This window comes from Gilliamella sp. B2824 (assembly GCF_026536245.1).
Taxonomy (GTDB): Bacteria; Pseudomonadota; Gammaproteobacteria; order Enterobacterales; family Orbaceae; genus Gilliamella.
On sequence record NZ_JAFNON010000009.1, the window covers coordinates 1 to 23,381 of the forward strand.

Sequence of the window (23,381 nt, forward strand, 5' to 3'; positions counted from 1 at the left end):
GTTTGGCACCAATCATGTTTGGTGATGAAACCTTTGGTGATAGAATTTATAACGAATCATCAGGGGATAACGATAGCAACAATAATAAATTGGGAGGTGCAGGGGCTATTACAGCAAGTGGTGCGCCAGGTTTGCCTCCTGATGATGAAGATAACAATAATAGCAAGAAAAATAATGAAAACTATCAAAATGAAAAGCAACAAAAACGATTTGATGAGTTAAAAGACATTTATAATAAAGATAATTCTAAAACTGATTTAGAGATTGATGGTCAATTAATTAAACAAAATGGTGGGAATCGTTACAGTACTCGAATTTATGAAAGTCAAAATTTGTCAGATAAACAAATATATAATTATGCAGAGGAATTAGCTGGACAACCTTTGACGAAGGTTAAAGATGGTATTTATACCGCACGTCTTCAAGATGGAACTAATATTACATTAAGAAATGTATCCAATTCAAATACGGGCGCTCGTTGGACTATTGATATAAAAAATAACCCAACGTTATTAAGATTATATAATGGACTTAATAAAGCTGAAATAAAATTTAAGTGAGAAAATTATAAATATGATAAAAGAAACTGAGTATAACTGTGTGGTTGATTGTGCAGAACAACAATCATTAAATGGGTTATGGGCGTATATTGCACCAAATATGTTGCCGTCCTTAAAAGTTACTGGAAACGAGATTCCATTCCAAAAAAGAAAAGCGTTATTTTTTTATTTTGTTCATAGATTACTAAAAGAAGGTCGTCTTAAGTTAGCAAAAAATGGACATCTTCTATCGGGGTCAATAGACGATCAAATAAAATTATTTTATAACGCTTTTCCAAAAACGGCAGATGGAATGTTTGATAAACAAAAATTAATGGATGACTATTGGTTTTTTGATGATTCTTGTCCGGCGGAAGCCGTCTGGGTTTTGGATGATGGTTCTTTAGAATGGACTTAGGTAGTGAGTTCACAATAAATTATCTTCTAACTATGCGATCTGCTTCGCAAGTTCGACAATTAACTTGCCCAGCCAATCTTAATTATAACAGGGCCGCCTACATAAAAGCCGAATTGCTCCAGCCACCTGCCTTTAATGGTCAGTTGTGGTCTTGGGTTGGGTTTTGTGTCTTATGGCACGTAACTCACGGTATAAAACCGCTTAGTGGATTGTGGTTAGCAGGTTAGCGGTGCGTCAGCACTGTTAACCTGCGCTGATTAATGTTACTGTTTGTTTTATTATCTATTCATCCTTCTTTTTAGCCAGCCTTGCTGAGCCCCAGCGCCTTGCCTGGTATTTGACAATCATTCCTTCCAGGGCTTCTTTATGAATTATATCAATCAGGCAATTTATCTGCCGATGAATATTTCCAGTTAGTCTCATCTTATGCAAGTTCGATGCTTGAAGGAATTCAAGAAGGTCAAACCGATAATGCCAAAAATCACCGCTTTATGGATTGGGATATTTATGATGCTTCCGGAAGCGATTGGATACCGTCAAACATTATATCTAACCCTTATTTATCAGGAGTAAGAGGATTAATTTTATTAAAACAATGGCGAGTTGAAGGATTATCTGAATCACAAATCCAAGAAAGATTTTTAAAAGATAACATATTAGGTGCTTTTGGCTCTGGTCCTGATATTAATGAAATTGTTCATCAGGTTCGTAATGGCGGTTTGAGTGTTGATGATGCACTAAGACTAGCAACATTGACTGTTTATGGAAAAGTGACAGACAATGCAAGCAAAGGTAAAAATGTTACCGGAAAAGAGACTGATGCCAACAAACCATTAGACAAAACAGATTTAGAGCTACAACACGGAAAAGGCAATGTTGAACAAGGTGGTGGAAATTATAAAGAGACTAAGGATAAAATACTGGATAATCAGGACACCAATCAGAAAGCTAATGAAAGTAGTAATTTTGGTGAACATGTAAAAAAAGAACAAGAGATTAACGCTGGAAAGGGGAATGGTGCACACAGTCCAATTGTTCCTGGTGGAGGACTAGCTGCTCATGAAGCAGCCGGGGGGCATCTAATTGCCAGACATGTTGGAAAAACAGAAGCGGAGTTATTGAATAGAGTGTCTACAGGAAATGTAAAAACAGCATCCTCATTTACAGACAGAGCGACAGCTGAAGCTATTACAAGCAAAGCGATTGATGCAAATCAATCTAAGATAAATGACTATTTATCAGGAAGCCAAAAAGGCTATTTAGAGATCGACTATAAATCATCATCGACAATAGGTATTAGTGTTTCAAAAGGTCAAACTAGTGCAACTCAGGTATCAAACGCTAGAATTATTATAGCTAGAGATCCTTCAATGCCTACTGGTTATAGAATTATTACGGGGTACCCAACACCATGATTGCAACAGAAAAATATCCTGCATTATCTTATTATTTGAGATGTTATTTGAATCAAGATTTTGAAGAAATCTTTGGGGGGGCTAAAGAAGCTTTGTTGTCCTATAAAAAGACAGAAACTAATGAAGAACAACACGAAATGATAAAAGAAATTCAATCGTTGATCGAATCTTCATATAATGAAAAGGAATTACAAAGAATTATATTAGATGATATTGACTGTAATTATTATTATCTGAATGAGTGGCCATCATGTAAAGATTGGTTATTACATATGCTATCCATTTTACGGAATTTATAGTGGTAAATAATTTGCATCTAGTTATTTATAAATCATGAATTATAAAATTAATGAATCCCCGCCTTAACCAGTGGGGCTCTTCTTACCTATTTTTAGATCTGTATCGCAAGTTCAATAATCAATTTGCCCTGTTCAATCTTAACGATAAAGGGCAGCCCACATAAAAGCCTACCTGCTCCAGCTACCTGCCTTTGATTGTTAGTTGTGGTCTTGGGTTGGGTTTTGTGCCTTATGGCATGTAACCGAGGTATAAAACCACCTAGCCTTCACTGCGGATAAATCAAAAAACCGGTTAGATACGGGCACCATTGGCTTTAGTGATATCGAAAACAAAGCGGACTATCAAGTGAGCAGTGTTTCTGGCTCTGTAGGTGCAAGTAAAGGCGGGGGAGGATTGTCCCCAACAGGAGGTGCACCACAAATTTATCAGCATGGCGATAAATCCTCAAACATAACGCATTCAGCAATAGATAATAGTGAGTTAATTATTCATGATAGAAAGAATCAAATTTTGGAAGTGAATTAATATGTTAGATTTAAAGATAGTCGTTCATAAGTATTTGAAGTAAAGTACATGGTATTTTTCACCAAATTCTCAACAAGTTGAGATAAATATGCGTTATGTCATATTAATAAAAAAACAGTTATTGAATTGATTAATTGTAATATATAGTCCGCCTCCAACAAAAAGCACTACTTAAGACTACATCAACGTTTTTTTATGTATATTTTATCGCATGTTAATTATTAAATCAGGTAAGAATTAACACTGATCGAATGTAAACATACAAAACAAAAATACAAATAAAAATTTTTTAATCGAAAATATACATGCATCAATTAAGCTCAAATGTGGCAAACAAATCTCGACATTCAATACTTTTACAACCATAATGAAAACGCATCAAAAAAACACATAGACACATTTTACATAGCTTATTGAAAAATAACAAAAATAATAATACCTAATAGGAATAATAATGATGAAAGTTTTTAAATTGTTTATAGTAACCTGTAGTATGTTAAGCCTAATTTCTTGTGCTAATAGAGAGTCACTACCTAGAACAACAATTGTAAATACCGATACAATAACGTTAAATAATGGCACAACAGTTGATATTTTAACTGAAAACGCGATTAATGGTGACGTTGTAGACGATACAAATAATTATTTAAATATTGTCTCTCGTGCAGATACAGCAAAAGTTGTCGGATTAAAGGTTCTTGAATTTGCCACACTATTCCTTGATGGGACTGGTAGCGGTAGTATTGATGGTTTTTCAAAAGAGGATTTAAAAGGCAGTTATATCAATTCGGTTCCAAATAAAACTATGGATTATTTAACCCCACAGTTATATACAATAATTAAAAAATTCGATGCTAATAACCAAAAAGACAATGTTATAACCATACAACCTTATAAATTTAAATTAATTTATGATGGATTAACCGATAATAAATATAATTTTATTTATAACACCACTATACGTACTAACGGATTTCGTTTTGATTGTTCTGAGCAAAACGATCTGACACCAGAAGAGAGAACTAAGCCCTTTAATGAATGGGAGATCAATAATTATCAATTAGTACAAGATACTGCCAGTAAAGCAATTAATGCCTGTATAAACCGATTAAAATCAGAGCAAAATATGACTAATTTTGAAAATGCGCTAAAATAGAGAATTAATTAAGTTAATTTTTTATAACATCCTGACCAGGTAAAAAATAGTTAATATCTGGTCATTAATTTATTAAATCAGCTTAGTTAGTTGCTACTATTTTATAGTGTCACCGTGACTGACTAGTTTAATTCCTTATTATCTTCAATATTAATTAGTCACTGTTAACTTTATAATACCCAAAACTAAACCTGTGCTGTTCTTTTAGCTAAAATTAGCTTTCTATTCGCATTAGATGATAATTTATTGCATAATACACCACGTATTGAATACATAACATAAGTTAGGAATTATTATGGAACTTCTGTGCCCTGCTGGATCTTTACCTTCACTAAAAGTGGCAATTGATAATGGCGCTGATGCTGTTTATATCGGTTTGAAAGATGACACTAATGCTCGTCATTTTGCCGGTTTAAACTTTAATGAGAAACGATTATTAGAAGCTTCAGACTATGTGCATAAGCGTGGTAAAAAATTGCATATTGCGATTAATACTTTCGCTCACCCTGAAAACTTTGAGCGCTGGCAACATGCGGTAGATACCGCAGCTAATATCGGCGCTGACGCATTAATTATTGCAGATCTGGCCATGCTTGATTACGCAGCAGAGAAGTATCCAAATCTTGAACGTCATGTGTCGGTGCAAGCGTCGTCAACCAATGAAGAATCAATTAAGTTTTATTATAATAATTTTCACGTACATCGTATTGTTTTACCCCGCGTTTTATCTATGCATCAAGTAAAACAACTTTCACAAGTTTCACCGGTTCCTTTAGAGGTGTTTGCTTTTGGTAGTTTATGTATTATGGCTGAAGGTCGCTGTTATTTATCGTCTTATTTAACTGGCGAATCACCTAATACCGTTGGCGCCTGTTCACCCGCAAAATTTGTACGTTGGGAGGAGACCGAAAAAGGTCTTGAGTCCCGTTTAAATAATGTGTTAATTGACTGCCATAAAAAAGGTGAAAACGCCGGCTATCCAACCCTTTGCAAAGGGCGTTACTTTGTTGGTAATGAACTTTATCACCCAATTGAAGAACCGACGAGCTTAAACACTATCGAATTATTACCCGAACTGTTTGCAGCCAATATTGCATCAGTTAAAATTGAAGGGCGACAGCGTAGTCCGGCTTATGTTGAACAAGTAACAAAAGTCTGGCGCCAAGCGATAGATCGCTATAAAGCAAATCCTCAAACATTTCAGGCAGAAAAAAGTTGGATGGATACACTTGGTTCGGTTTCTGAGGGAACGCAGACAACATTAGGTGCATACCATCGCAAATGGCAATAATGTGATATTGGTCGACTTAAAACACCACAATAAAACATTTAAAAAAGATTTAATCTTTTTTAAATCGCTTCTTTTTTAAAGAAATGATGTCGATTAACAATTATTATTAATCATTTTTAACAATAAAATATCAATATAGTGAGCAAAACTATGAAATACGCATTAGGTCCAGTGCTTTATTATTGGCCTAAAATCGAAACTGAAGCTTTTTATCACGCAGCTAAAGATAGTGAGGCTGATATTATTTATATGGGTGAGACCGTATGCACTAAGCGTCGTGAAATGAAAGTGGCTAATTGGTTAGAATTAGCAAAGCAGATCGCAAAATCAGGTAAGCAAGTTGTCTTGTCAACACTTGCACTACTCGAAGCCCCTTCAGAACTTAATGATTTACGACAATTAGTTAATAATGGCGACTTTTTAGTTGAGGCGAATGACTTAGCTGCAATTAATATAGCGCAAGAACATAAATTACCCTTTGTAGCAGGCCCTGCGATTAATTGCTATAACGCTTTAACCTTAAAATTATTACAACAACAAGGTATGATACGTTGGTGTATGCCGGTTGAACTGTCACGTGATTGGTTAACTAATGTGCTTAATCAATTTGATGGTTTACATATTGAACGAAAGTTTGAAGTTGAAGTGTTTAGTTACGGCTATCTACCTTTAGCGTATTCAGCGCGTTGTTTTACTGCAAGATCAGAAGATAAGCCTAAAGATAAATGTGAAACTTGTTGTATCAAATATCCGGTTGGTCGAGAAGTATTTTCTCAAGAACAGCAAAAGGTCTTTGTACTAAATGGCATTCAAACACAAAGTGGTTATTGTTACAATTTAGGAAATAATCTTAAAGACATGAAAGGACTTGTCGATATCGTTAGAATTTCGCCACTTGGGCTAGCAACACTCGACATTGTTAAGCAATTTAAAGCAAATGAAGATGGATCACATCCATTAAACATTGAACATAAACGAGATTGTAATGGTTACTGGAATGGTATCGCCGGACTTGAACTCAGCCAATAAACATTTTTCGCCTAAACAATTTAGAGCGGATTTTCCAGCATTAACTAGCGAAAGTGTTTACCTAGACTCAGCAGCAACCGCACTCAAGCCTAAAGCGATGATTGATGCAACGGTGCAATATTATACCCATAATACGGCAACTGCTGAGCGTAGTTTACATCACGATGCGGTAAAAGTGACAGAAGCAATCAAGCAGGCCAGACAAAATGTTGCTGATTTAATTGCAATCAAAAACAGTAGTGAAATTATTTGGACCAAAGGGGCGACTGAATCAATTAACTTAATTGCACAAAGCTATGCTCGCCCTTTATTGAAGCCGGATGACGAAATTATTGTCAGTGAATTAGAGCATCATAGCAATTTATTACCTTGGCTAATTGTTGCGCAGCAAACCGGGGCCAAAATTATAAAATGGTCGTCCAATGTTGATGAACTGACATCACTACTTTCATCACGAACTAAAATTGTAGCTATCACGCAAATGTCAAATGTCACTGGATTTTGCCCTGATTTAGTCGCTATAAGTCAGTTAGTACATCAATATAACGCTATTTTAGTGGTTGATGGTGCCCAAGGTATTGTTCACCAACCGATCAATGTAGAAGCACTTAACATTGATTTTTATGCTTTTTCTGCCCATAAATTATATGGTCCAACAGGTCTAGGTATTTTATATGGTAAAAAAGCATTACTTGAACAAATGGCGGTTTGGCAAGGTGGGGGCAAAATGTTAAAAAAGGCATCATTAACAGAATTTGTTGTGGCAGATCTACCTTATAAGTTCGAAGCAGGTACCCCTAATATTGCTGGAATTATAGGATTTGATGCCACACTGCAATGGCTTAAAAATTGGTCATTGGCTCAACTTGAGCAATATACAGATCAATTATCTCAGTATGCTAAAACACAGTTAACACAATTAGCTAATATCAAGTTTTACAGCGTTGATAATAGCCCCATTATTAGTTTTAATATTAATCAAATTCACCACAATGATATCGCGATTTTATTAAGTGAGCAGCAAATTGCTATTCGAACTGGCGAGATTTGTGCCCAGCCTTTGATGAGCAAATTAGGTTGCCAAGGCGTGATCCGTATATCGCTCATGCCATATAATAACCAGGAAGATATTGATAAATTCATTACAGCATTAAAAAATGCGATGGAGGTATTGAGTTAACTATAGCCTAAAACATAGGCATTAGCTTAATCTATTTGATAATTAATCAGCGATAAAAGGGTTTAATTATGCTATCACCGCAAACGTTAACTGAATTATTTTTAGCACAACAAAACTGGCAAGATCGTTATCGTCAGTTAATTATACTGTCCAAACAGTTACCTGATTTTCCAGACGAACTCAAAACCGAGCAAAACCTAGTACAAGGTTGTGAAAATCGAGTATGGTTAACTTGGCAAAAACAACCAGATGGTACATTTATTTTTCAAGGCGAAAGTGAAGGTAGGATTGTAAAAGGGTTATTGGCTATATTGATTATATTGGCAAACAATAAAACAGCCCAGCAAATTAGTAATATTGATTTTCTAGCTGTTTTAAATAAGCTCAAAATTACTGATGAATTAAGCCCTTCACGTTTACACGGATTAAGCCAATTAATTACTCGGATTCAATCTATAGGTTAATTGCAATTAAAATGGGGAGTCAGTTCCCCATTTAATCATCAGATAAATTAATTTTCTGGAGAGGTAAAAAGCGTAATTACCTTTTTAACGCCATCAACTTTACTTGCGACATCAGCAACAGATTTGCCTTCTTGCTCAGTAACAATACCGATTAAAAAAACTTCTCCGTTTTCGGTCACAACTTTTATTTTACGTGCTTTTGTTTCAGCGTTAAAAACTAATTGAGATTTTACTTTGGTAGTGATCCACGCATCATTGGTCATGGTACCTGCATCAACAGGCTCACCAACACGAATTTGATTATAAACTTTTTTTATCCCTTCAACTTCATGGGCTAAGCTATCCGCTTTTTCTATTTGTTCATTTGTTGCCTGACCAGTTAAAAGAATATTGCCATCATAAGCAGTTGTTGCAATATGGGATCCAATAAATGTAGATGCGTTATCTTTTAACTTCATGCCCATACGTGAATTGAGTGTAGTGTCATCAACTTGTGTTCCTGCTGTTCGTGGATCTGAAGCCACTTTAGCTGTAGCACCCGCTCCTGCGCCAATTACGGCAGCAACACAACCTTGCAACATAAACACACCAAATATGAATATTGCAAATAAAGCAATTTTTTTCATGGTGACTCCTTTTTATTTATTGCTTCTTAGTAATCAAATAGTGATTACTTTGCTTTTATTATGCCTTGTTGACATTGATTTGCAAAATATAATTACCGTAACTGCAACAAGTCTAAGATTCATTTCGCTCAATCAAAAGGATTTTTAAAATATATCTAATCCCATTAATTTAAATAACAATTTCGTTTTTTAGCTTAAATCTGCTATCTTTTTATATTAAATAATATAAGTAATGATATAAATAAAAAATATGAATCAAGATATTATCGATTGGTTATATGGATTGTCAGCACCGATGGTTGTATTACATAAAGATAAGGGTGCCAGTTATACTTCACCATTTTTTTATCCTCAACAAGATTTTGTTGATATGAGCGAAAGTTGGGGGATTGATTCTCGAGAAACTTTACTAAATTGCGTGTTTGATATGGTCGATGATGGGCATGCTTCAACACTGTCTCACTATTATTTTATCTATTCACGATATGCAGAATTTGACTGGTGTAAGTATTATAACGAGCAAACTGACTACCAAAAAGTGTTGCTTGATTTTGTTAAACAAACCTTTCCTATATGTGGTGTAGCTAGCATCAGAAGTTGGGATTATGCACGGATGGCCTATATTTTACGTAATGGTATCACAAACAAATATATCACCGAACAAGAAGCATTATGGATTCTATTCAGAATTGGTATTCGTGCCCAATATTATTATAGCTCTTGGCAACATTATTTCACCAGTTGGTTTATTGGTTATCAGTATTGGATATCACTAAATAATAAAGAAAACTTAGAATTACTACGTTGCGAATTATCCAGAGCTTCAAACGCGCATACCATGACCAATTTATATTCAGACTTACAAGCACCATTTAACTGCTTACCTTGGTTTATTGATTTGGATGATCAACAAAAACCTGAATCATTAATGGAGTATCAATGGTCATGAATGAAGATATTTGGCATTTATTAGGAATTGTTCCAACAAAAGATATTGGAGTTATTCGTCAAGCATATCGAACTAAGTTACCTGATTATCATCCTGAAAGGGATCCTGAGGGGTTTAAAGCGTTACGTCAAGCCTATGACAATGCAATACTGTATGCACAATCCACCGAAACAGTAATTGATCAACCACAAGCAGAATCTGAAGTAAAACCAAACGATCCTTTAAGTGACGAACAAATTCAAGCAAATGAAATTTGTGCTGCTTATCAAGCGCTATTAAACGATCCTAACCGTTGTTACAAAATTGATGAGTGGCAAAAATTTATTGGTTCGTTTTATGATTATCCAATGGCGGTAATAGATATCGCCAAATGGCAATTGCTAGAAATAAGTTATGAAACTACCAATATATCACAATCATGTGTTAACTTATTAGCCGAAAATTTGCGTTGGCGACAACAACTCATCAGCCAATATCCCGATCAATATGAACACTACAACAATTTTTTAAAATATCTTGAGGGTGGGGATTTTTTTGATTACACCGCCTTACCCACAACGAATAAGCCAATACAAAATGTCACAATTGAGTATGTGTATAATGCCAAATGGATATATTGGGAGCAACGTTCGGCGGACCTTTACGCCTATTTACAACAAGATACTGTTATTTATTTGCCTGATGATAAAACATTGATGCTTGCTTTAAGCTACTGGCATTGTGTGGCTGAATTAGAAAATCAAGCAATTTTAGACTATGCGCTATCAGCAATAACACAACCAGATCAAGCTGAATATTTAATTATTGAATGGAAATATATCGCGGCAAATCAATATACTTTACTCAATAATAAACAGCAGGCTTTACAAGCTTGGATTGATCTTTACCATTCAGGGCATTATGTAGAAAAAGCAGAAAGTTGGATTGCGGGTTGGTGTGCATATTATGCTAGTAATTACCTGCCATTATTATTTGTTGCGCTTAATGACTCTTACTGCCTTGAAGTAGATAAAACTGACAATTATCTATTTACCATTCCACAATTTACACCAACCACCATCGCTCGATTAGCCAAAATTGATCCGAGCGAATATAGCACGGAGATTGCAGATTTTATTAATTGGGCTTTAAGTACAAACTGGAATTACCGACAAATCTTATCAATGTTATTACTTGATGATGGTAGCAATCGCTTATTGCGTTTATATCGTCATGCCATCATGTTACGGCACGGTAACGAAACAATGTTACAACAAATTTTAGATGAACAGAGCGATGATCCATTTGAACAATTTATTCTGACTAATTTAAAGCGACAAGCTAAACAACATTTAGCATGGCTATCAAGACTTACGCCAGTGAAAGAGTTCAAAGCTTGGCTCTATGATAATAATGAAAACTTACCTATTCCCGCTAGATTTGATCCAGATGAAAATGGCGATCAGTTTTTATATAGCCGGTTGTTCCTTGATAGGTTTGATCATTTACCTGACATCGCAATATTACATCTTTATAAAAATCTAAACTACACCCATATGGAGATGTATGACTGGGTTGTATATTTTAAATTTCAAAATGTTTATCAATTACCCTCACCACCCAATGACAACACAATATTTTACAACAAAAATAACTATTGGCAGTGGTATCGTGAATGTATCTTGGCGCTAGCCATTGTTAACTCGCCTTTTAAAACCGCTCAATACCTGCAACAACACAGTAATACCTTTAATTTATCGAATAATAATGCACTTAAACCCATTATAGATATTTTCAAAAATCCAAAATGGCAAACAAGCGATGAATTATACAGTTTGATTAATAATGATAATAAATTGATTAATAGTATGTTAATCAGTTATCCCGATTCGATAGAGTCTTTTATTGATGAGCCAAACAACGTTGATTTTAATGATATTGAGCAAAAATTAGCACACTCATGGCATGCAAAATTAAAAAATGGCAATCGAATTTATTTAATGTTTTTATATAAGATTGTCTTAAATAAACCTTCGCAAGCTAAACAGCTAGATCAAATACTAAAAAACTTTGCTGGTGATGATAAAGCATTAATCAAAGTAGCAACTAATTTGCAGAAAAGCGGGGATTTACCTTATTTGAATAACTTCAAACAAAACGCCAGCCATCACCAACCAGCACAATTGATACAGTCAATGATTGCACTTTTATCTCAAAAATATGGTATATGCTCAGAAACTGAACTTGAAAAATTAGAAGAGTTAAAAGATAACACGGATAATGATTTGATACTGCGACTTTGTGCCACACTGCTTTTAGCCCAAAATAACCAAAAACAAGCGTATTTAAACTCGTTATCGCTGCCTAAAAATGAATGGACGCAATTTTGGCGTTGGAATGGCCGTACTGACCTATCAGGATTTGCGAAACAGTTATTTGTTAGTTTGATTATCATTGCTTACGGTAAGACATTTATGGATATATATAATCAGACGCCAAATATATTTTCTGTACTCTTGACGATATCTTATATTTTTGCCGGAATAAATATCGTGTTTGCCATAAAACGACGTCTGAATGATAGCTATCAAGGACAAAAATACTTTTTTAGTATAAATACATTTTTGTTAATCTTTTTACTGTATCCTTGTTATCAGCCTAGTTTAAAACAGATCAATCGTTTTGGTCCACCTTTAGAATAAAGCAAAAGTCGTTAGCCAAACTTCCCCCTTTTTTAAATCAACTAAATAAAAGGGGGGGAATTAAACGTTTATCAAATCATGCAGCTAAGCAATTACCGACCTAAATCGTTTAATTGTGACTCAATTTCACTGCGCATCTGATTTATTTCATCTAAATTTTGTTGATTTAATACCGTTAAAAAATCTTCAATATAAGATCCAATCAACAGTCGTTCATCGCCTAGTGATTGCGCCCATGCACGCTCTAATCTTGCCAATAAAGTACGATTTGGCATTTCATCACGTGGGTGTATTTTTAACGCTTTTAACCGCTCATGGCTTTCCTGTTTTTGCTTATCGGTTAATCCAATTGGGCTTTGATCGATCACTTTACCATATTGCTCACCAGTCTCAAGTAGAACAACGTCAACTTCTAATAATCCATTTAAATCATAGCTAAAACGAACATCAACACCCTGTGTTTTTTCCATCGGTGTAAGTGGTATTTCAAACTCATCAATCAACACATTATTTTCTACTCGAGGATTTTCGCCTTGATAAACCGAAATGCAGATCGCTTTTTGTTGTGGTTGCGTTGAATAAAACGTTTTTACCTTAGACGTTGGCACAATAGTGTTACGTTCAATGATAGGTGAAAACAAGCCACTTACCTTACCTGAACAACTTTCAATACCAAGTGTATAAGGACAGACATCAGTTAATATTACCTCTTCAACATCTTGATTGCGCAAACGGCAAGCCGCTTGTACCGCCGCACCTTGTGCCACAATTGTAGTCGGATTGATGTGACGATAAGGTAATTTACCAAAAAGTTTAGTCACCAATTCACGCACCACACCTAGCTGTGATGATCCCCCTACTAATACGATATGTTCAAGTTGAGCAGGCTTTAAACGCGCATCACTTAAGGCTTGTTCAACTGGCGCTCGCAAACGATTAAGCAGTGGTAGCCAAATCACTTTAGCTCGACTTTCATTAAGTTCAAATTGCCACTCTTTATCTTGCCAAAACCAAGTTAAATATTGCATTTGTTCACCATTTAACTTGCATTTGACTTGTTCAGCTAAATCTAATAATCGAGCATAATCATCAACAGCAATATCTTGTTGTTTAAGCTTCCATTCACTTAAACAAGCTTGAACAATTTCATGGGTAAAATCTTCACCGCCTAGATAGTTATCACCCGCTGACGCGTGAACCTCAATAATGGGTAGAGCATATTCAAGTACGGTTACATCAAAGGTCCCGCCACCTAAATCAAATACTAACGTATTACCTGATTGTTCTTCATGTAATCCATAGGCCATGGCAGCAGCAGTTGGTTCATTAATCAAACGAACTGCGTTTAAACCAGCTAACTCGGCAGCAAAACGAGTCTGCTTTCGCTGTTCATCATTAAAATAAGCCGGAACAGAAATAACAACATCACAAATTTCTTGTTGCAAAAATGCTTCGGCATCGGCTTTTAACGATTTTAAAACTAATGCTGAAAGTTCTGTTGGGGTGAATTTTTTACCGGCTAGCTCATAAATTTTATTTGAACCTAAAAATCGTTTAAATGCGGCAGCACTTTTATCAGGATGAGTCGTTAGGCGAGACAGCGCTGCACGGCCAACTAAAATAGAATCATCTTCATCAATACTTACCACAGAAGGTGTTACAACTTCACCGATAGCATTGGGAATCAACGTTGGCTTACCTTCTTGCCAGACACAAATTAAACTGTTGGTCGTACCTAAATCAATACCAATTGGAGGATTCATACACTTTTTAAATAAAATAATAATTTGTTATGCTCGAATTATATACTAGTGCCAGCCTAAATTGCAAAGCAAATAACACCTTGAAATATCGATAAAAAATATAATTTTCAGCAAGTTTTGACAATTCAATTAATAAATATAGTGAACAACCAATTTAAATATCAACCTTGTGATAAAGCTTATTCAATTTAGATCGAATACTCTTAATTTTTATATTCACTGAGATCACTTTGAGGTGATATCTTTATCATCAATTGTAGTAATTTGACTAACAAGTTTACCTTGTTTTAACCTGGTAATGATGAAATCACCAACGGTCACTTGTGCCGCACAACCGACCACCGCATTATCAACCGTTGTGGTCACTGAATAACCTCGTTCTAATGTGGCAAGTGGACTGACACTATTAAGCTGTGAGGTTTGTAAGGCGAATTGATGTTGTGATTGAGTAAATTTTTGCTCAATCAGATGGATTATTTGTTGCTGACGTTGATTAATTGTCTGCTGTAAAGCGCTTATCGTATTTTGCGGAGAGAGACGTAACAATCTTTTATCTAAGTAATTATATCGATTTGTTTGTCGAAGCAAATATTGCTGAATATTGTCATATAAGGCATGACGATAAGTTAATAGTACATTTAACTGTTTGGCTAACTTTGCTTGCGGATGTTGAGTTTGTAATCGATGATACCCTTTATTTAACATTTCACGGCATCTTGTTAAATAGTAATCAATAGCCATAGATAAATACTGTTCTTGAATTTGTAACCGCTTTATTTGATCTAAGCTATCTTGGCTAACTAATTCAGCAGCAGCCGAAGGCGTAGCAGCTCGAACATCAGCGACAAAATCGGCAATGGTAAAATCAATTTCATGCCCAACAGCACTGACAATCGGTAAACGGCTAGCAAAAATCGCTCTTGCTACGACCTCTTCATTAAAAGACCAAAGATCCTCTAATGATCCCCCTCCTCGGCCAACAATTAATACATCACATTCTTGACGAATATTGGCAATTTCAATCATTCGAGCAATTTGCGCGGCAGCTTCAGTACCTTGTACTTGTGTTGGATAAATAATTAAATGCAAACTTGGATCTCGGCGCTTTAATATCTGACAAATATCATGTAGTGCTGCGCCGGTTGATGAAGTAATAATACCTACTGTTCGAATATTATCCGGTAAGGGTTTTTTATAAATAGCATCAAATAGCCCCTCGTCGGATAGTTTTTGCTTTAACTGTTCAAATTTTTGTTGTAATAAACCTGCACCTGCTGGTTGTAGCTGATCAATCACCAGTTGATATTCACCGCGTGCTTCATAAAGTGTGACAGTTGCTCGAACTAAAACTTGCTGGCCATTTTGGGGAGTAAAGCCCGTTCGAAAATTACTATTACGAAACATTGCACATCGCACTTGAGCTGCATCATCTTTTAGCGTGAAGTACCAATGACCTGATGATGGGCGAGAAAAATTAGAAATCTCACCCACTAACCAAATCTGGCCAATAGCATCTGAAAGTACATCTTTTACCATTTGATTAAGATCTTTAACTGATAAAATTGAACGACTTTGCATGCTATTATCCTTACTAAATAGGTGTATAAACTTAAACTAAATCAAACTCTGCCCAAATTGGCGCATGATCAGACGGCTTTTCCATTGCCCGAATTTCATAATCAATACCTGTTTGCTGACAATAAGATAACAGTTTTGGGCTGGCTAAAATTAAATCAATTCGAAGCCCAGTACCCGTATCAAAGCCTTTGGAACGATAATCAAACCAAGAATATTCCTGTTTTGTTCGATGTTCATTACGATAAGTATCTGTAAAGCCAAGTGACAGTAAATTGTTCATCCAATCTCGCTCTTCAGGTAAAAACGAACATTTACCAGTACGTAGCCAGCGTTTACGGCTATCTTCCGATATTCCAATATCAATATCAGTTGGACAAATATTCATATCGCCCATAATTAAACAGAGCTGTTCACTTAATTGTTGCTGTTTTAGGTAATCAATCAGATCCTGATAAAACTTACGTTTTGCTGGATACTTGATTTCATGATGTAAACTTTCGCCTTGAGGAAAATAACCATTAATCACCGTTAAATTACCTTCATTGGTGGGTAATTGTGCCATGATTAAACGGCATTGGGCATCTTGTTCATCGGTGGGAAAGCCACATTGTACTGATATGGGCTGTTGCTTGGTTAAAAGTGCAACACCATAGTGCCCTTTCTGCCCATGATAATGTAAGTGATAACCAAATTGGGCTAACTCTTCAACCGGAAACTGATCATTATGTACTTTCGTTTCTTGTAAACCGATTATATCAGGCTGATGGATATCAATAATCGCAGCGAGCTGATGAATTCTGGCGCGAAGACTATTAATATTAAATGAGATAACTTTCATAATAAATTTATTATACTGGAATTAACGTTGTCATTGACTCATGCTACCAAAAATACGTTATACTGTTAAGCTATTACAGTAAAAGCTTCAATTTGTGCTAAAGGAATCCCATCTATGTCAACGGAATTACTCACACTACGCGATAAAATTGATGAAGTCGACAAATCAATTTTAGCTTTAATTAGTCAACGACTAGCATTAGTTGCCAAAGTTGGTGAGGTAAAAAGCAAACATGGAATTCCGATTTATGATCCCAAACGTGAAGCCGATATGTTAGCTAAACGTAAACACGAAGCCGAAAATTTAGGCATATCACCCGTTTTAATTGAGGATATTTTACGCCGGTTAATGCGTGAGTCTTACATCAGTGAAAACGATAAAGGTTTCAAAAAAGTATATACAGGTAGCGGATCAATTGTCATCATCGGTGGTAATGGTCAAATGGGGCGCCTGTTTTCTCGTTTATTTACATTATCTGGCTATCAAGTTAAAACGCTGGGTTCTAAAACCATGCATCAAGCAGCCGAAGTTGTCGCTGATGCCGCTGCCGTTATTGTTACAGTACCTATCAACAAAACATGCGAAATCATTGAACAATTACCGCCATTACCCAAAGATTGTATCTTAACTGATTTTACGTCTATAAAAGTCAAACCATTACAAGCCATGCTTGATAAACATTCAGGGCCAGTAGTTGGATTACACCCAATGTTTGGTCCAGACGTGCCAAATTTAGCCAAACAAATTATTGTTTATTGCCAAGGTCGTTATCCAGAACAATACCAATGGCTTATCGAGCAAATGCGAATTTGGGGTGCTAACTTATGCGCAATTGACGCTAAAGAACATGATAAATGTATGTCGTTTATTCAAGCTTTACGCCATTTCACCTCTTTTTCATATGGCGTTAATCTACAACGTGAACAAGCCGATTTGGAGCAGCTCATCGCCTTATCATCACCGATTTATCGATTAGAACTCATGATGGTGGGGCGTTTATTTGCTCAAGATCCCGAGCTCTATGCCGATATCATCATGGCATCCGATGATAATATTGAACTAATTAAACGCTATTATGAATGTTTTGGCCAAATGGTGAAATTAATTGAACAACGAGATAAGACTAAATTTGTTGAAAATTTCAATGAAGTCACCAAATGGTTTGGTCCTTATGCCAAGCGATTTATAAAAGAGAGCCAAGTTTTATTAAAATTTGCCAATGATAATCGTGATTAAAATTACAGTTAACATTCAGTAAAATTTAAATATTTTACGATAATTTAGTCATTAATTACACCTTATTGGCGTGTAATTATTAATGTTTAATAATAAAAATTACTCATTATAAATGAGTTAATCAAAATTACTTTTGTGTGAGGGAATAAACATGTCGAATCGAAAATACTTTGGAACCGATGGAATTCGAGGAAAAGTGGGGCAATATCCTATCACACCAGATTTTGCACTTAAATTAGGTTGGGCTGCCGGTCGCGTATTAGCGAAAGATGGAGTAAAAAAAGTTATTATCGGTAAAGATACCCGTATTTCAGGTTATATGCTTGAATCAGCTTTAGAAGCAGGATTTGCTTCAGCGGGCGTTGCTGCTGCTTTTACTGGACCAATGCCGACGCCTGCTATTGCTTATTTAACCCGAACATTTCGTGCAGATGCTGGGGTTGTCATTTCAGCTTCACATAACCCTTTTTATGATAACGGTATCAAATTTTTTTCGACAGAGGGTAAAAAGCTTGATGACGAAATTGAATTAGAGATCGAAGCTCAGCTTGAAAAACCAATAGACTGCGTTGAATCAAAACAACTGGGCCGAGCTAGTCGTATCACTGATGCTGCTGGCCGCTATATTGAATTTTGTAAAAGTACTTTTAACCATGATCTTAGCTTATCTGGTTTAAAAATTGTTGTCGATTGTGCGAATGGGGCAACCTACCATATCGCCCCTAAAGTATTACGTGAACTTGGTGCCAATGTGATAAAAATCGGTTGTGAACCAGATGGCGTCAACATCAATGATAATTGCGGTGCTACAGACATTAGAGCATTATCCAAACGTGTCATTGATGAAAAAGCGGATTTAGGTTTTGCTTTAGATGGTGATGGTGATCGCGTTATTATGGTCGATCATAAAGGCTGTAAAGTTGATGGAGATCAGATCATCTATATCGTCGCCCGAGAGGCTTTAAGACAAGGGCAACTAAAAGGCGGCGTTGTCGGCACATTAATGAGTAACATGGGGCTTGAGCTCGCGCTAAAAAATCTGGGTATCCCATTTGAAAGAGCGAAAGTTGGCGATCGTTATGTACTAGAAAAACTCATTGAAAAAAACTGGCGACTCGGTGCTGAAAATTCAGGGCATGTTTTATTATTAGATAAAACAACCACAGGGGATGGCATTGTCGCTGGTTTACAAGTATTGGTTGCAATGGTACACAATAATATGTCTTTAGCCGATCTTTGTAGTGGTATGACTATGTTGCCGCAGGTATTAATCAATGTTCGATTCACAAGCCAACATGATCCTCTACAGAGTCATGCAGTAAAAACCGCCATTAAACAAGCCGAACAACAACTCGGTAACCATGGTAGAGTTTTGATTCGTAAATCAGGCACAGAACCACTTATTCGAGTTATGGTAGAAGGAACCGATCAATCCGAAGTTCAAAACCTAGCTGAACAAATTGCCCAAGCAGTCAAAGCGCAAAATTAGCGCCATTTATCCCCATTAATTTAGCTATTGATGGGGTAATATTTCTAATAAAGTTATTCTTACAGCTTCTATTCTTTACACAAAATTAGTAAAAAGTGTCTAAATTCTTAATTTTGTTAATCAGTTGTTGACTTAATATAGGCAATTGGGTTTAAAATAGTAGCTTCGGTTATTACAGCGATTGCTTATACCTTTTAAGGTTAAAAATAAGCAGTGTTTTTTTTATTATTAGAAATAGGTAAGAGGGTTATATGTCAGTTTCCTCTCCAGCTTCACCACAAGCTTATATTAAGCATCACCTTGAGAACTTGCAGGTGGGTTCGGGTTTTTGGACCTTTAATCTTGATTCATTATTTTTCTCAATTTTACTTGGTGTGCTTTTCTTATGGATTTTCCATCGTGTAGCAAGGAAAGCAACCAGTGGTGTACCAAGTAAACTACAATGTGCAGTCGAGATGATCTTCGAATTTGTTAATAATACTGTCAAAGACATGTTTACAGGTCAAAATAAACTGATCGCTCCACTTGCTTTAACAGTGTTTATTTGGGTTTTCTTAATGAATTTAATGGACCTTATCCCTGTTGATTTTCTACCTTATGCAGCGCAATGGTTAGGTCTTTCTCATTTAAGAGTGGTACCGACAGCTGATGTTAGTATTACAATGTCAATGTCACTCGGCGTGTTTGCACTCATTATTATTTATTCAATCAAGTACAAAGGAATTTCTGGATTTATCAAGGAATATACCCTTCACCCATTTAATCATTGGGCATTTGCGCCGATCAATTTAGTGCTTGAGTTAGTTAGCCTTTTAGCTAAACCCGTATCTTTAGGACTTCGATTATTTGGTAACATGTATGCAGGTGAGCTTATCTTCATCTTAATTGCTGCACTATTACCTTGGTGGTCACAGTGGGTATTATCATTACCGTGGGCCATTTTCCACATTTTAATTATTACATTACAAGCATTTATTTTTATGGTGTTGACGATCGTCTATTTAGCTATGGCATCGGCAACGGAAGAACATTAATTTCACTATTTTTTTGATAATAAACTGGAGTATATAATGGATAGTATGTTATTTGTAGCCGCAGGCATAATGATGGGATTAGCTGCAATTGGTGGTGCAGTTGGTATTGGTTTACTAGGTGGTAAATTCTTAGAAGGTGCTGCACGTCAACCAGAATTAATGCCTATGTTACGTACTCAATTCTTTATTGTTATGGGTCTAGTTGATGCGATCCCAATGATTTGTGTAGGTATTGCACTATATGTCATTTTTGCTGTTGCAGGTTAATAAAAATTTAAGAGGAATCGTCTCATGAATATGAACGCAACTCTCCTCGGCCAAGCAATTACATTTGTATTGTTTGTTTGGTTCTGTATGAAGTTTGTTTGGCCTCCAGTTATCCGCGCGATTGAAAAACGCCAAAAAGAGATAGCGGAAGGACTTGCTTCAGCAGAAACAGCAAAAAAAGATTTGGAATTAGCCAAAGCAAATACATCTGACATAATGCAACAGGCTAAGGTTGAGGCTAATGCAATTATTGAGCAAGCGAATAAACGCAAAGCGGCCATTCTTGAAGAAGCTAAACAAGAAGCTACTCGTGAAAAAGAAAGGATTGTTGCTCAAGGACTTGCTGAAGTTGAAGCTGAGCGTAAACGCGCTCGTGAAGAGCTTAAACAACAAGTTGCTACACTCGCTATTGCCGGTGCAGAAAAAATTATTGAACGTTCTGTTAATGAAGCCGCTAACAGCGACATCATTGATAAACTCGTAGCTGAACTATAAGGAGAATAGAGCAATGGCTGACTTAATTACGATTGCTCGCCCTTATGCTAAAGCCGCTTTCGACTTTGCTGTTGAAAAAAATAGCATCGAATCATGGCACAAAATGTTAGTGTTAACTGCTGAAGTGAGCAAAGATGCTCAAATAAAAAGTATTTTAACATCTGACATGAAAACCGATTCAGTGGCGAACTTACTCATTAACATCTGTAAAGATGTGCTTGATGAGTTTAGCACTAATTTTATTAAAGTGATGGCTGAAAACAAACGTTTATCGCTTCTTCCTGAAGTGTTAACACTGTTTGAGCAATACTGTTTAGAGAGAGAAGCCCAGGCAGACGTTGATGTAATTTCTGCTAATGAGCTGAGCAGTGAACAACTTGATAAAATTTCTGTCGCTGTCGAAAAACGTTTATCACGAAAAGTAAAACTAAAATGTCATATTGATAAATCGCTCATTTCTGGTTTTATTATTCGTACGGGCGATATGGTTATTGATAGTAGTATCAGAGGACGTCTAAATCGACTAAATGACGTTCTACAGTCTTAAGGGGACTGATAATGCAGCTAAATTCAACTGAAATAAGTGAACTAATTAAAGAGCGAATCGCTCAGTTCAATATTGTGAGTGATGCTCACAATGAAGGAACAATCATCTCAGTAAGTGATGGTATCCTTCGAATCCACGGATTAACTGATGTCATGCAAGGCGAAATGATTGCATTACCCGGCAACCGTTATGCAATGGCATTAAACCTTGAAAGAGATTCTGTTGGTGCAGTGGTCATGGGACCCTACGAAGACTTGTCTGAAGGGATGAAAGTACAGTGTACAGGTCGCATTTTACAAGTACCAGTTGGTGATGGTTTATTAGGTCGTGTTATTAATACACTTGGCGAACCAATTGATGGTAAAGGTTCGATTCAACATGACGGCTTCTCACCTGTAGAAGTCGTTGCGCCAGGCGTTATCGACCGTCAATCAGTTGACCAAGCGTTACAAACTGGTTATAAAGCGGTTGACTCAATGATTCCAATTGGTCGTGGTCAACGTGAACTTATCATCGGTGACCGTCAAACGGGTAAAACCGCATTAGCAATCGACGCCATTATCAATCAACGTGATTCTGGTGTTAAATGTATCTACGTCGCAATCGGTCAAAAACAATCAACTATTGCTAACGTAGTACGTAAACTCGAAGAGCATGGTGCACTTAAAAATACGATTGTGGTTGTTGCATCAGCATCTGAATCAGCAGCATTACAATACTTAGCACCTTATGCAGGTTGTGCGATGGGTGAATACTTCCGCGATCGCGGTCAAGATGCACTAATTGTTTATGATGATTTATCTAAACAAGCCGTTGCTTATCGTCAAATTTCATTACTACTTCGTCGCCCACCTGGACGTGAAGCTTATCCTGGTGACGTGTTCTATCTTCACTCACGTTTACTTGAACGTGCAGCGCGTGTTAACGAAGCTTATGTTGAAGAGTTCACTAAAGGCGAAGTAAAAGGTAAAACCGGTTCATTAACTGCGTTACCAATTATCGAAACTCAAGCGGGTGACGTTTCTGCATTCGTACCAACTAACGTAATTTCGATTACAGATGGTCAGATCTTCCTTGAAACCAGCTTATTTAACTCAGGTATCCGTCCTGCGGTAAACCCGGGTATTTCGGTTTCTCGTGTGGGTGGTGCGGCTCAAACTAAGATAATGAAAAAATTATCAGGCGGTATTCGTACAGCACTTGCACAATATCGTGAACTGGCTGCGTTCTCACAGTTTGCATCTGACTTAGACGAAGCAACAAGAAACCAATTAAGCCATGGTGAAAAGGTAACTGAATTACTCAAACAAAAGCAATATTCACCAATGACAGTTGCTGAGCAATCAATTGTGCTTTACGCTGCTGAACGTGGTTATCTTGAAGATGTTGAACTGACTAAAGTGTTACCATTTGAAGCAGCACTTCTTGCTTATGCCCATAGCCAATATGCCGATTTTGTTAAGGAAATCGATACAACTGGTAACTACAATGATGAGATTGAAAACAAGCTAAAAGCAATGCTTGAAAGCTTTAAATCAACTCAAACTTGGTAAGGATGGGA

At 36.3% G+C, this 23,381-nt stretch carries 24 protein-coding genes; 19 read left to right on the plus strand and 5 right to left on the minus strand.

The genetic code is table 11. The features are described 5' to 3' along the window. Both J3U56_RS09090 and J3U56_RS09095 read left to right on the plus strand, forming a co-directional pair. Positions 1 to 560: hypothetical protein (locus J3U56_RS09090; RefSeq protein WP_267367422.1), on the plus strand; the 560-nt coding region annotated here is incomplete at its 5' end. Positions 561 to 573: 13 nt separating this feature from the next. Then, the gene (locus J3U56_RS09095; protein WP_267367424.1) at positions 574 to 957 is read left to right on the plus strand and encodes a DUF596 domain-containing protein; all 384 of its coding nucleotides are present in this window, start codon (positions 574 to 576) and stop codon (positions 955 to 957) included. A 59-nt stretch (positions 958 to 1,016) separates the two neighbouring features. On the opposite strand, the gene J3U56_RS12190 is transcribed toward J3U56_RS09095, so the two are convergent. Beyond that, positions 1,017 to 1,100: a SymE family type I addiction module toxin gene (locus J3U56_RS12190; protein WP_416380338.1), complete on the minus strand. Its 84-nt coding sequence runs from the start codon at positions 1,098 to 1,100 to the stop codon at positions 1,017 to 1,019. 294 nt (positions 1,101 to 1,394) lie between these two features. On the opposite strand from J3U56_RS12190, the gene J3U56_RS09105 reads away from it, so the two are divergent. The 8 genes from J3U56_RS09105 (at position 1,395) to csdE (ending at position 8,317) form a co-directional block, all read left to right on the plus strand. Further along, complete coding sequence (locus J3U56_RS09105; RefSeq protein ID WP_267367429.1) at positions 1,395 to 2,372, plus strand: RNase A-like domain-containing protein; 978 nt, start codon at positions 1,395 to 1,397, stop codon at positions 2,370 to 2,372. Then, positions 2,369 to 2,671: a contact-dependent growth inhibition system immunity protein gene (locus J3U56_RS09110; RefSeq protein ID WP_179854724.1), complete on the plus strand. Its 303-nt coding sequence runs from the start codon at positions 2,369 to 2,371 to the stop codon at positions 2,669 to 2,671. The genes J3U56_RS09105 and J3U56_RS09110 overlap by 4 nt, the downstream gene beginning before the upstream one ends. Before the next feature lie 346 nt (positions 2,672 to 3,017). Further along, positions 3,018 to 3,197 carry a hypothetical protein gene (locus tag J3U56_RS09115; RefSeq protein ID WP_267367434.1) on the plus strand — a complete coding sequence of 60 codons (180 nt, stop codon included), beginning with the start codon at positions 3,018 to 3,020 and terminating at the stop codon, positions 3,195 to 3,197. 454 nt (positions 3,198 to 3,651) lie between these two features. Continuing rightward, positions 3,652 to 4,353 (plus strand): hypothetical protein, encoded by a 702-nt coding sequence (locus J3U56_RS09120; protein WP_267333947.1) that lies wholly within the window; start codon positions 3,652 to 3,654, stop codon positions 4,351 to 4,353. Positions 4,354 to 4,648: 295 nt separating this feature from the next. Further along, positions 4,649 to 5,644, plus strand: a complete 996-nt coding sequence (gene ubiU / locus J3U56_RS09125) for a ubiquinone anaerobic biosynthesis protein UbiU (protein WP_065633153.1) — start codon at positions 4,649 to 4,651, stop codon at positions 5,642 to 5,644. 150 nt (positions 5,645 to 5,794) lie between these two features. Beyond that, positions 5,795 to 6,673, plus strand: a complete 879-nt coding sequence (locus tag J3U56_RS09130; RefSeq protein WP_267367436.1) for a U32 family peptidase — start codon at positions 5,795 to 5,797, stop codon at positions 6,671 to 6,673. Next, complete coding sequence (gene csdA / locus J3U56_RS09135; RefSeq protein WP_267333950.1) at positions 6,630 to 7,853, plus strand: cysteine desulfurase CsdA; 1,224 nt, start codon at positions 6,630 to 6,632, stop codon at positions 7,851 to 7,853. Before J3U56_RS09130 ends, csdA begins: the two co-directional genes overlap by 44 nt. Before the next feature lie 68 nt (positions 7,854 to 7,921). Then, positions 7,922 to 8,317, plus strand: coding sequence for a cysteine desulfurase sulfur acceptor subunit CsdE (gene csdE, locus J3U56_RS09140; RefSeq protein WP_267344914.1), 396 nt, complete (start codon positions 7,922 to 7,924; stop codon positions 8,315 to 8,317). Between the two features lie 47 nt (positions 8,318 to 8,364). Here csdE and dolP read toward each other — a convergent pair whose 3' ends face one another. Continuing rightward, entirely contained in the window at positions 8,365 to 8,943 is a 579-nt protein-coding gene (gene dolP / locus J3U56_RS09145; RefSeq protein ID WP_267333952.1) for a division/outer membrane stress-associated lipid-binding lipoprotein, read from the minus strand. Positions 8,944 to 9,193: 250 nt separating this feature from the next. Here dolP and J3U56_RS09150 point away from each other — a divergent pair, with 250 nt between their 5' ends. Both J3U56_RS09150 and J3U56_RS09155 read left to right on the plus strand, forming a co-directional pair. After that, entirely contained in the window at positions 9,194 to 9,892 is a 699-nt protein-coding gene (locus tag J3U56_RS09150) for a DUF1266 domain-containing protein (RefSeq protein ID WP_267333953.1), read from the plus strand. After that, a complete protein-coding gene (locus tag J3U56_RS09155) occupies positions 9,883 to 12,573 on the plus strand; it encodes a hypothetical protein (protein WP_267367439.1) in 2,691 nt (896 codons plus the stop codon). The genes J3U56_RS09150 and J3U56_RS09155 overlap by 10 nt, the downstream gene beginning before the upstream one ends. 92 nt (positions 12,574 to 12,665) lie before the next feature. On the opposite strand, the gene J3U56_RS09160 is transcribed toward J3U56_RS09155, so the two are convergent. The 3 genes from J3U56_RS09160 to xthA all read right to left on the minus strand — a co-directional run bounded on the left by J3U56_RS09160 (position 12,666) and on the right by xthA (position 16,752). Then, complete coding sequence (locus tag J3U56_RS09160; protein ID WP_267344908.1) at positions 12,666 to 14,336, minus strand: molecular chaperone HscC; 1,671 nt, start codon at positions 14,334 to 14,336, stop codon at positions 12,666 to 12,668. A gap of 225 nt (positions 14,337 to 14,561) precedes the next feature. Further along, a complete protein-coding gene (gene xseA / locus J3U56_RS09165) occupies positions 14,562 to 15,914 on the minus strand; it encodes an exodeoxyribonuclease VII large subunit (RefSeq protein WP_267333956.1) in 1,353 nt (450 codons plus the stop codon). Between the two features lie 31 nt (positions 15,915 to 15,945). After that, on the minus strand, positions 15,946 to 16,752 hold the full coding sequence (gene xthA / locus J3U56_RS09170; protein ID WP_267333957.1) for an exodeoxyribonuclease III: 807 nt from the start codon (positions 16,750 to 16,752) through the stop codon (positions 15,946 to 15,948). A gap of 114 nt (positions 16,753 to 16,866) precedes the next feature. Here xthA and tyrA point away from each other — a divergent pair, with 114 nt between their 5' ends. The 7 genes from tyrA (at position 16,867) to atpA (ending at position 23,373) form a co-directional block, all read left to right on the plus strand. Beyond that, positions 16,867 to 17,988: a bifunctional chorismate mutase/prephenate dehydrogenase gene (tyrA, locus tag J3U56_RS09175; RefSeq protein WP_267333958.1), complete on the plus strand. Its 1,122-nt coding sequence runs from the start codon at positions 16,867 to 16,869 to the stop codon at positions 17,986 to 17,988. 151 nt (positions 17,989 to 18,139) lie between these two features. After that, positions 18,140 to 19,477, plus strand: coding sequence for a phosphoglucosamine mutase (glmM, locus tag J3U56_RS09180; RefSeq protein ID WP_267333959.1), 1,338 nt, complete (start codon positions 18,140 to 18,142; stop codon positions 19,475 to 19,477). A gap of 251 nt (positions 19,478 to 19,728) precedes the next feature. Then, entirely contained in the window at positions 19,729 to 20,511 is a 783-nt protein-coding gene (atpB, locus tag J3U56_RS09185; protein WP_267333960.1) for a F0F1 ATP synthase subunit A, read from the plus strand. A gap of 36 nt (positions 20,512 to 20,547) precedes the next feature. Continuing rightward, positions 20,548 to 20,778, plus strand: coding sequence for a F0F1 ATP synthase subunit C (atpE, locus tag J3U56_RS09190; protein WP_034901511.1), 231 nt, complete (start codon positions 20,548 to 20,550; stop codon positions 20,776 to 20,778). A gap of 24 nt (positions 20,779 to 20,802) precedes the next feature. Beyond that, positions 20,803 to 21,273 (plus strand): F0F1 ATP synthase subunit B, encoded by a 471-nt coding sequence (atpF, locus tag J3U56_RS09195; protein WP_065563773.1) that lies wholly within the window; start codon positions 20,803 to 20,805, stop codon positions 21,271 to 21,273. A gap of 13 nt (positions 21,274 to 21,286) precedes the next feature. Beyond that, positions 21,287 to 21,820 (plus strand): F0F1 ATP synthase subunit delta, encoded by a 534-nt coding sequence (gene atpH / locus J3U56_RS09200; RefSeq protein ID WP_267333961.1) that lies wholly within the window; start codon positions 21,287 to 21,289, stop codon positions 21,818 to 21,820. 11 nt (positions 21,821 to 21,831) lie between these two features. Next, entirely contained in the window at positions 21,832 to 23,373 is a 1,542-nt protein-coding gene (gene atpA / locus J3U56_RS09205; RefSeq protein ID WP_416379598.1) for a F0F1 ATP synthase subunit alpha, read from the plus strand. Positions 23,374 to 23,381 lie beyond the last annotated feature (8 nt).

Excerpts from the sequence above, each read along its gene's own strand:
- J3U56_RS09095 (WP_267367424.1), top strand. The coding sequence starts at position 574 with ATGATAAAAGAAACTGAGTATAACTGTGTGGTTGATTGTGCAGAACAA.
- J3U56_RS09105 (WP_267367429.1), top strand. The coding sequence starts at position 1,395 with ATGCTTGAAGGAATTCAAGAAGGTCAAACCGATAATGCCAAAAATCAC.
- J3U56_RS09110 (WP_179854724.1), top strand. The coding sequence starts at position 2,369 with ATGATTGCAACAGAAAAATATCCTGCATTATCTTATTATTTGAGATGT.
- J3U56_RS09120 (WP_267333947.1), top strand. The coding sequence starts at position 3,652 with ATGATGAAAGTTTTTAAATTGTTTATAGTAACCTGTAGTATGTTAAGC.
- ubiU (WP_065633153.1), top strand. The coding sequence starts at position 4,649 with ATGGAACTTCTGTGCCCTGCTGGATCTTTACCTTCACTAAAAGTGGCA.
- J3U56_RS09130 (WP_267367436.1), top strand. The coding sequence starts at position 5,795 with ATGAAATACGCATTAGGTCCAGTGCTTTATTATTGGCCTAAAATCGAA.
- csdA (WP_267333950.1), top strand. The coding sequence starts at position 6,630 with ATGGTTACTGGAATGGTATCGCCGGACTTGAACTCAGCCAATAAACAT.
- csdE (WP_267344914.1), top strand. The coding sequence starts at position 7,922 with ATGCTATCACCGCAAACGTTAACTGAATTATTTTTAGCACAACAAAAC.
- dolP (WP_267333952.1), bottom strand. The coding sequence starts at position 8,943 with ATGAAAAAAATTGCTTTATTTGCAATATTCATATTTGGTGTGTTTATG.
- J3U56_RS09150 (WP_267333953.1), top strand. The coding sequence starts at position 9,194 with ATGAATCAAGATATTATCGATTGGTTATATGGATTGTCAGCACCGATG.
- J3U56_RS09155 (WP_267367439.1), top strand. The coding sequence starts at position 9,883 with ATGGTCATGAATGAAGATATTTGGCATTTATTAGGAATTGTTCCAACA.
- J3U56_RS09160 (WP_267344908.1), bottom strand. The coding sequence starts at position 14,336 with ATGAATCCTCCAATTGGTATTGATTTAGGTACGACCAACAGTTTAATT.
- xseA (WP_267333956.1), bottom strand. The coding sequence starts at position 15,914 with ATGCAAAGTCGTTCAATTTTATCAGTTAAAGATCTTAATCAAATGGTA.
- xthA (WP_267333957.1), bottom strand. The coding sequence starts at position 16,752 with ATGAAAGTTATCTCATTTAATATTAATAGTCTTCGCGCCAGAATTCAT.
- tyrA (WP_267333958.1), top strand. The coding sequence starts at position 16,867 with ATGTCAACGGAATTACTCACACTACGCGATAAAATTGATGAAGTCGAC.
- glmM (WP_267333959.1), top strand. The coding sequence starts at position 18,140 with ATGTCGAATCGAAAATACTTTGGAACCGATGGAATTCGAGGAAAAGTG.
- atpB (WP_267333960.1), top strand. The coding sequence starts at position 19,729 with ATGTCAGTTTCCTCTCCAGCTTCACCACAAGCTTATATTAAGCATCAC.
- atpE (WP_034901511.1), top strand. The coding sequence starts at position 20,548 with ATGGATAGTATGTTATTTGTAGCCGCAGGCATAATGATGGGATTAGCT.
- atpF (WP_065563773.1), top strand. The coding sequence starts at position 20,803 with ATGAATATGAACGCAACTCTCCTCGGCCAAGCAATTACATTTGTATTG.
- atpH (WP_267333961.1), top strand. The coding sequence starts at position 21,287 with ATGGCTGACTTAATTACGATTGCTCGCCCTTATGCTAAAGCCGCTTTC.
- atpA (WP_416379598.1), top strand. The coding sequence starts at position 21,832 with ATGCAGCTAAATTCAACTGAAATAAGTGAACTAATTAAAGAGCGAATC.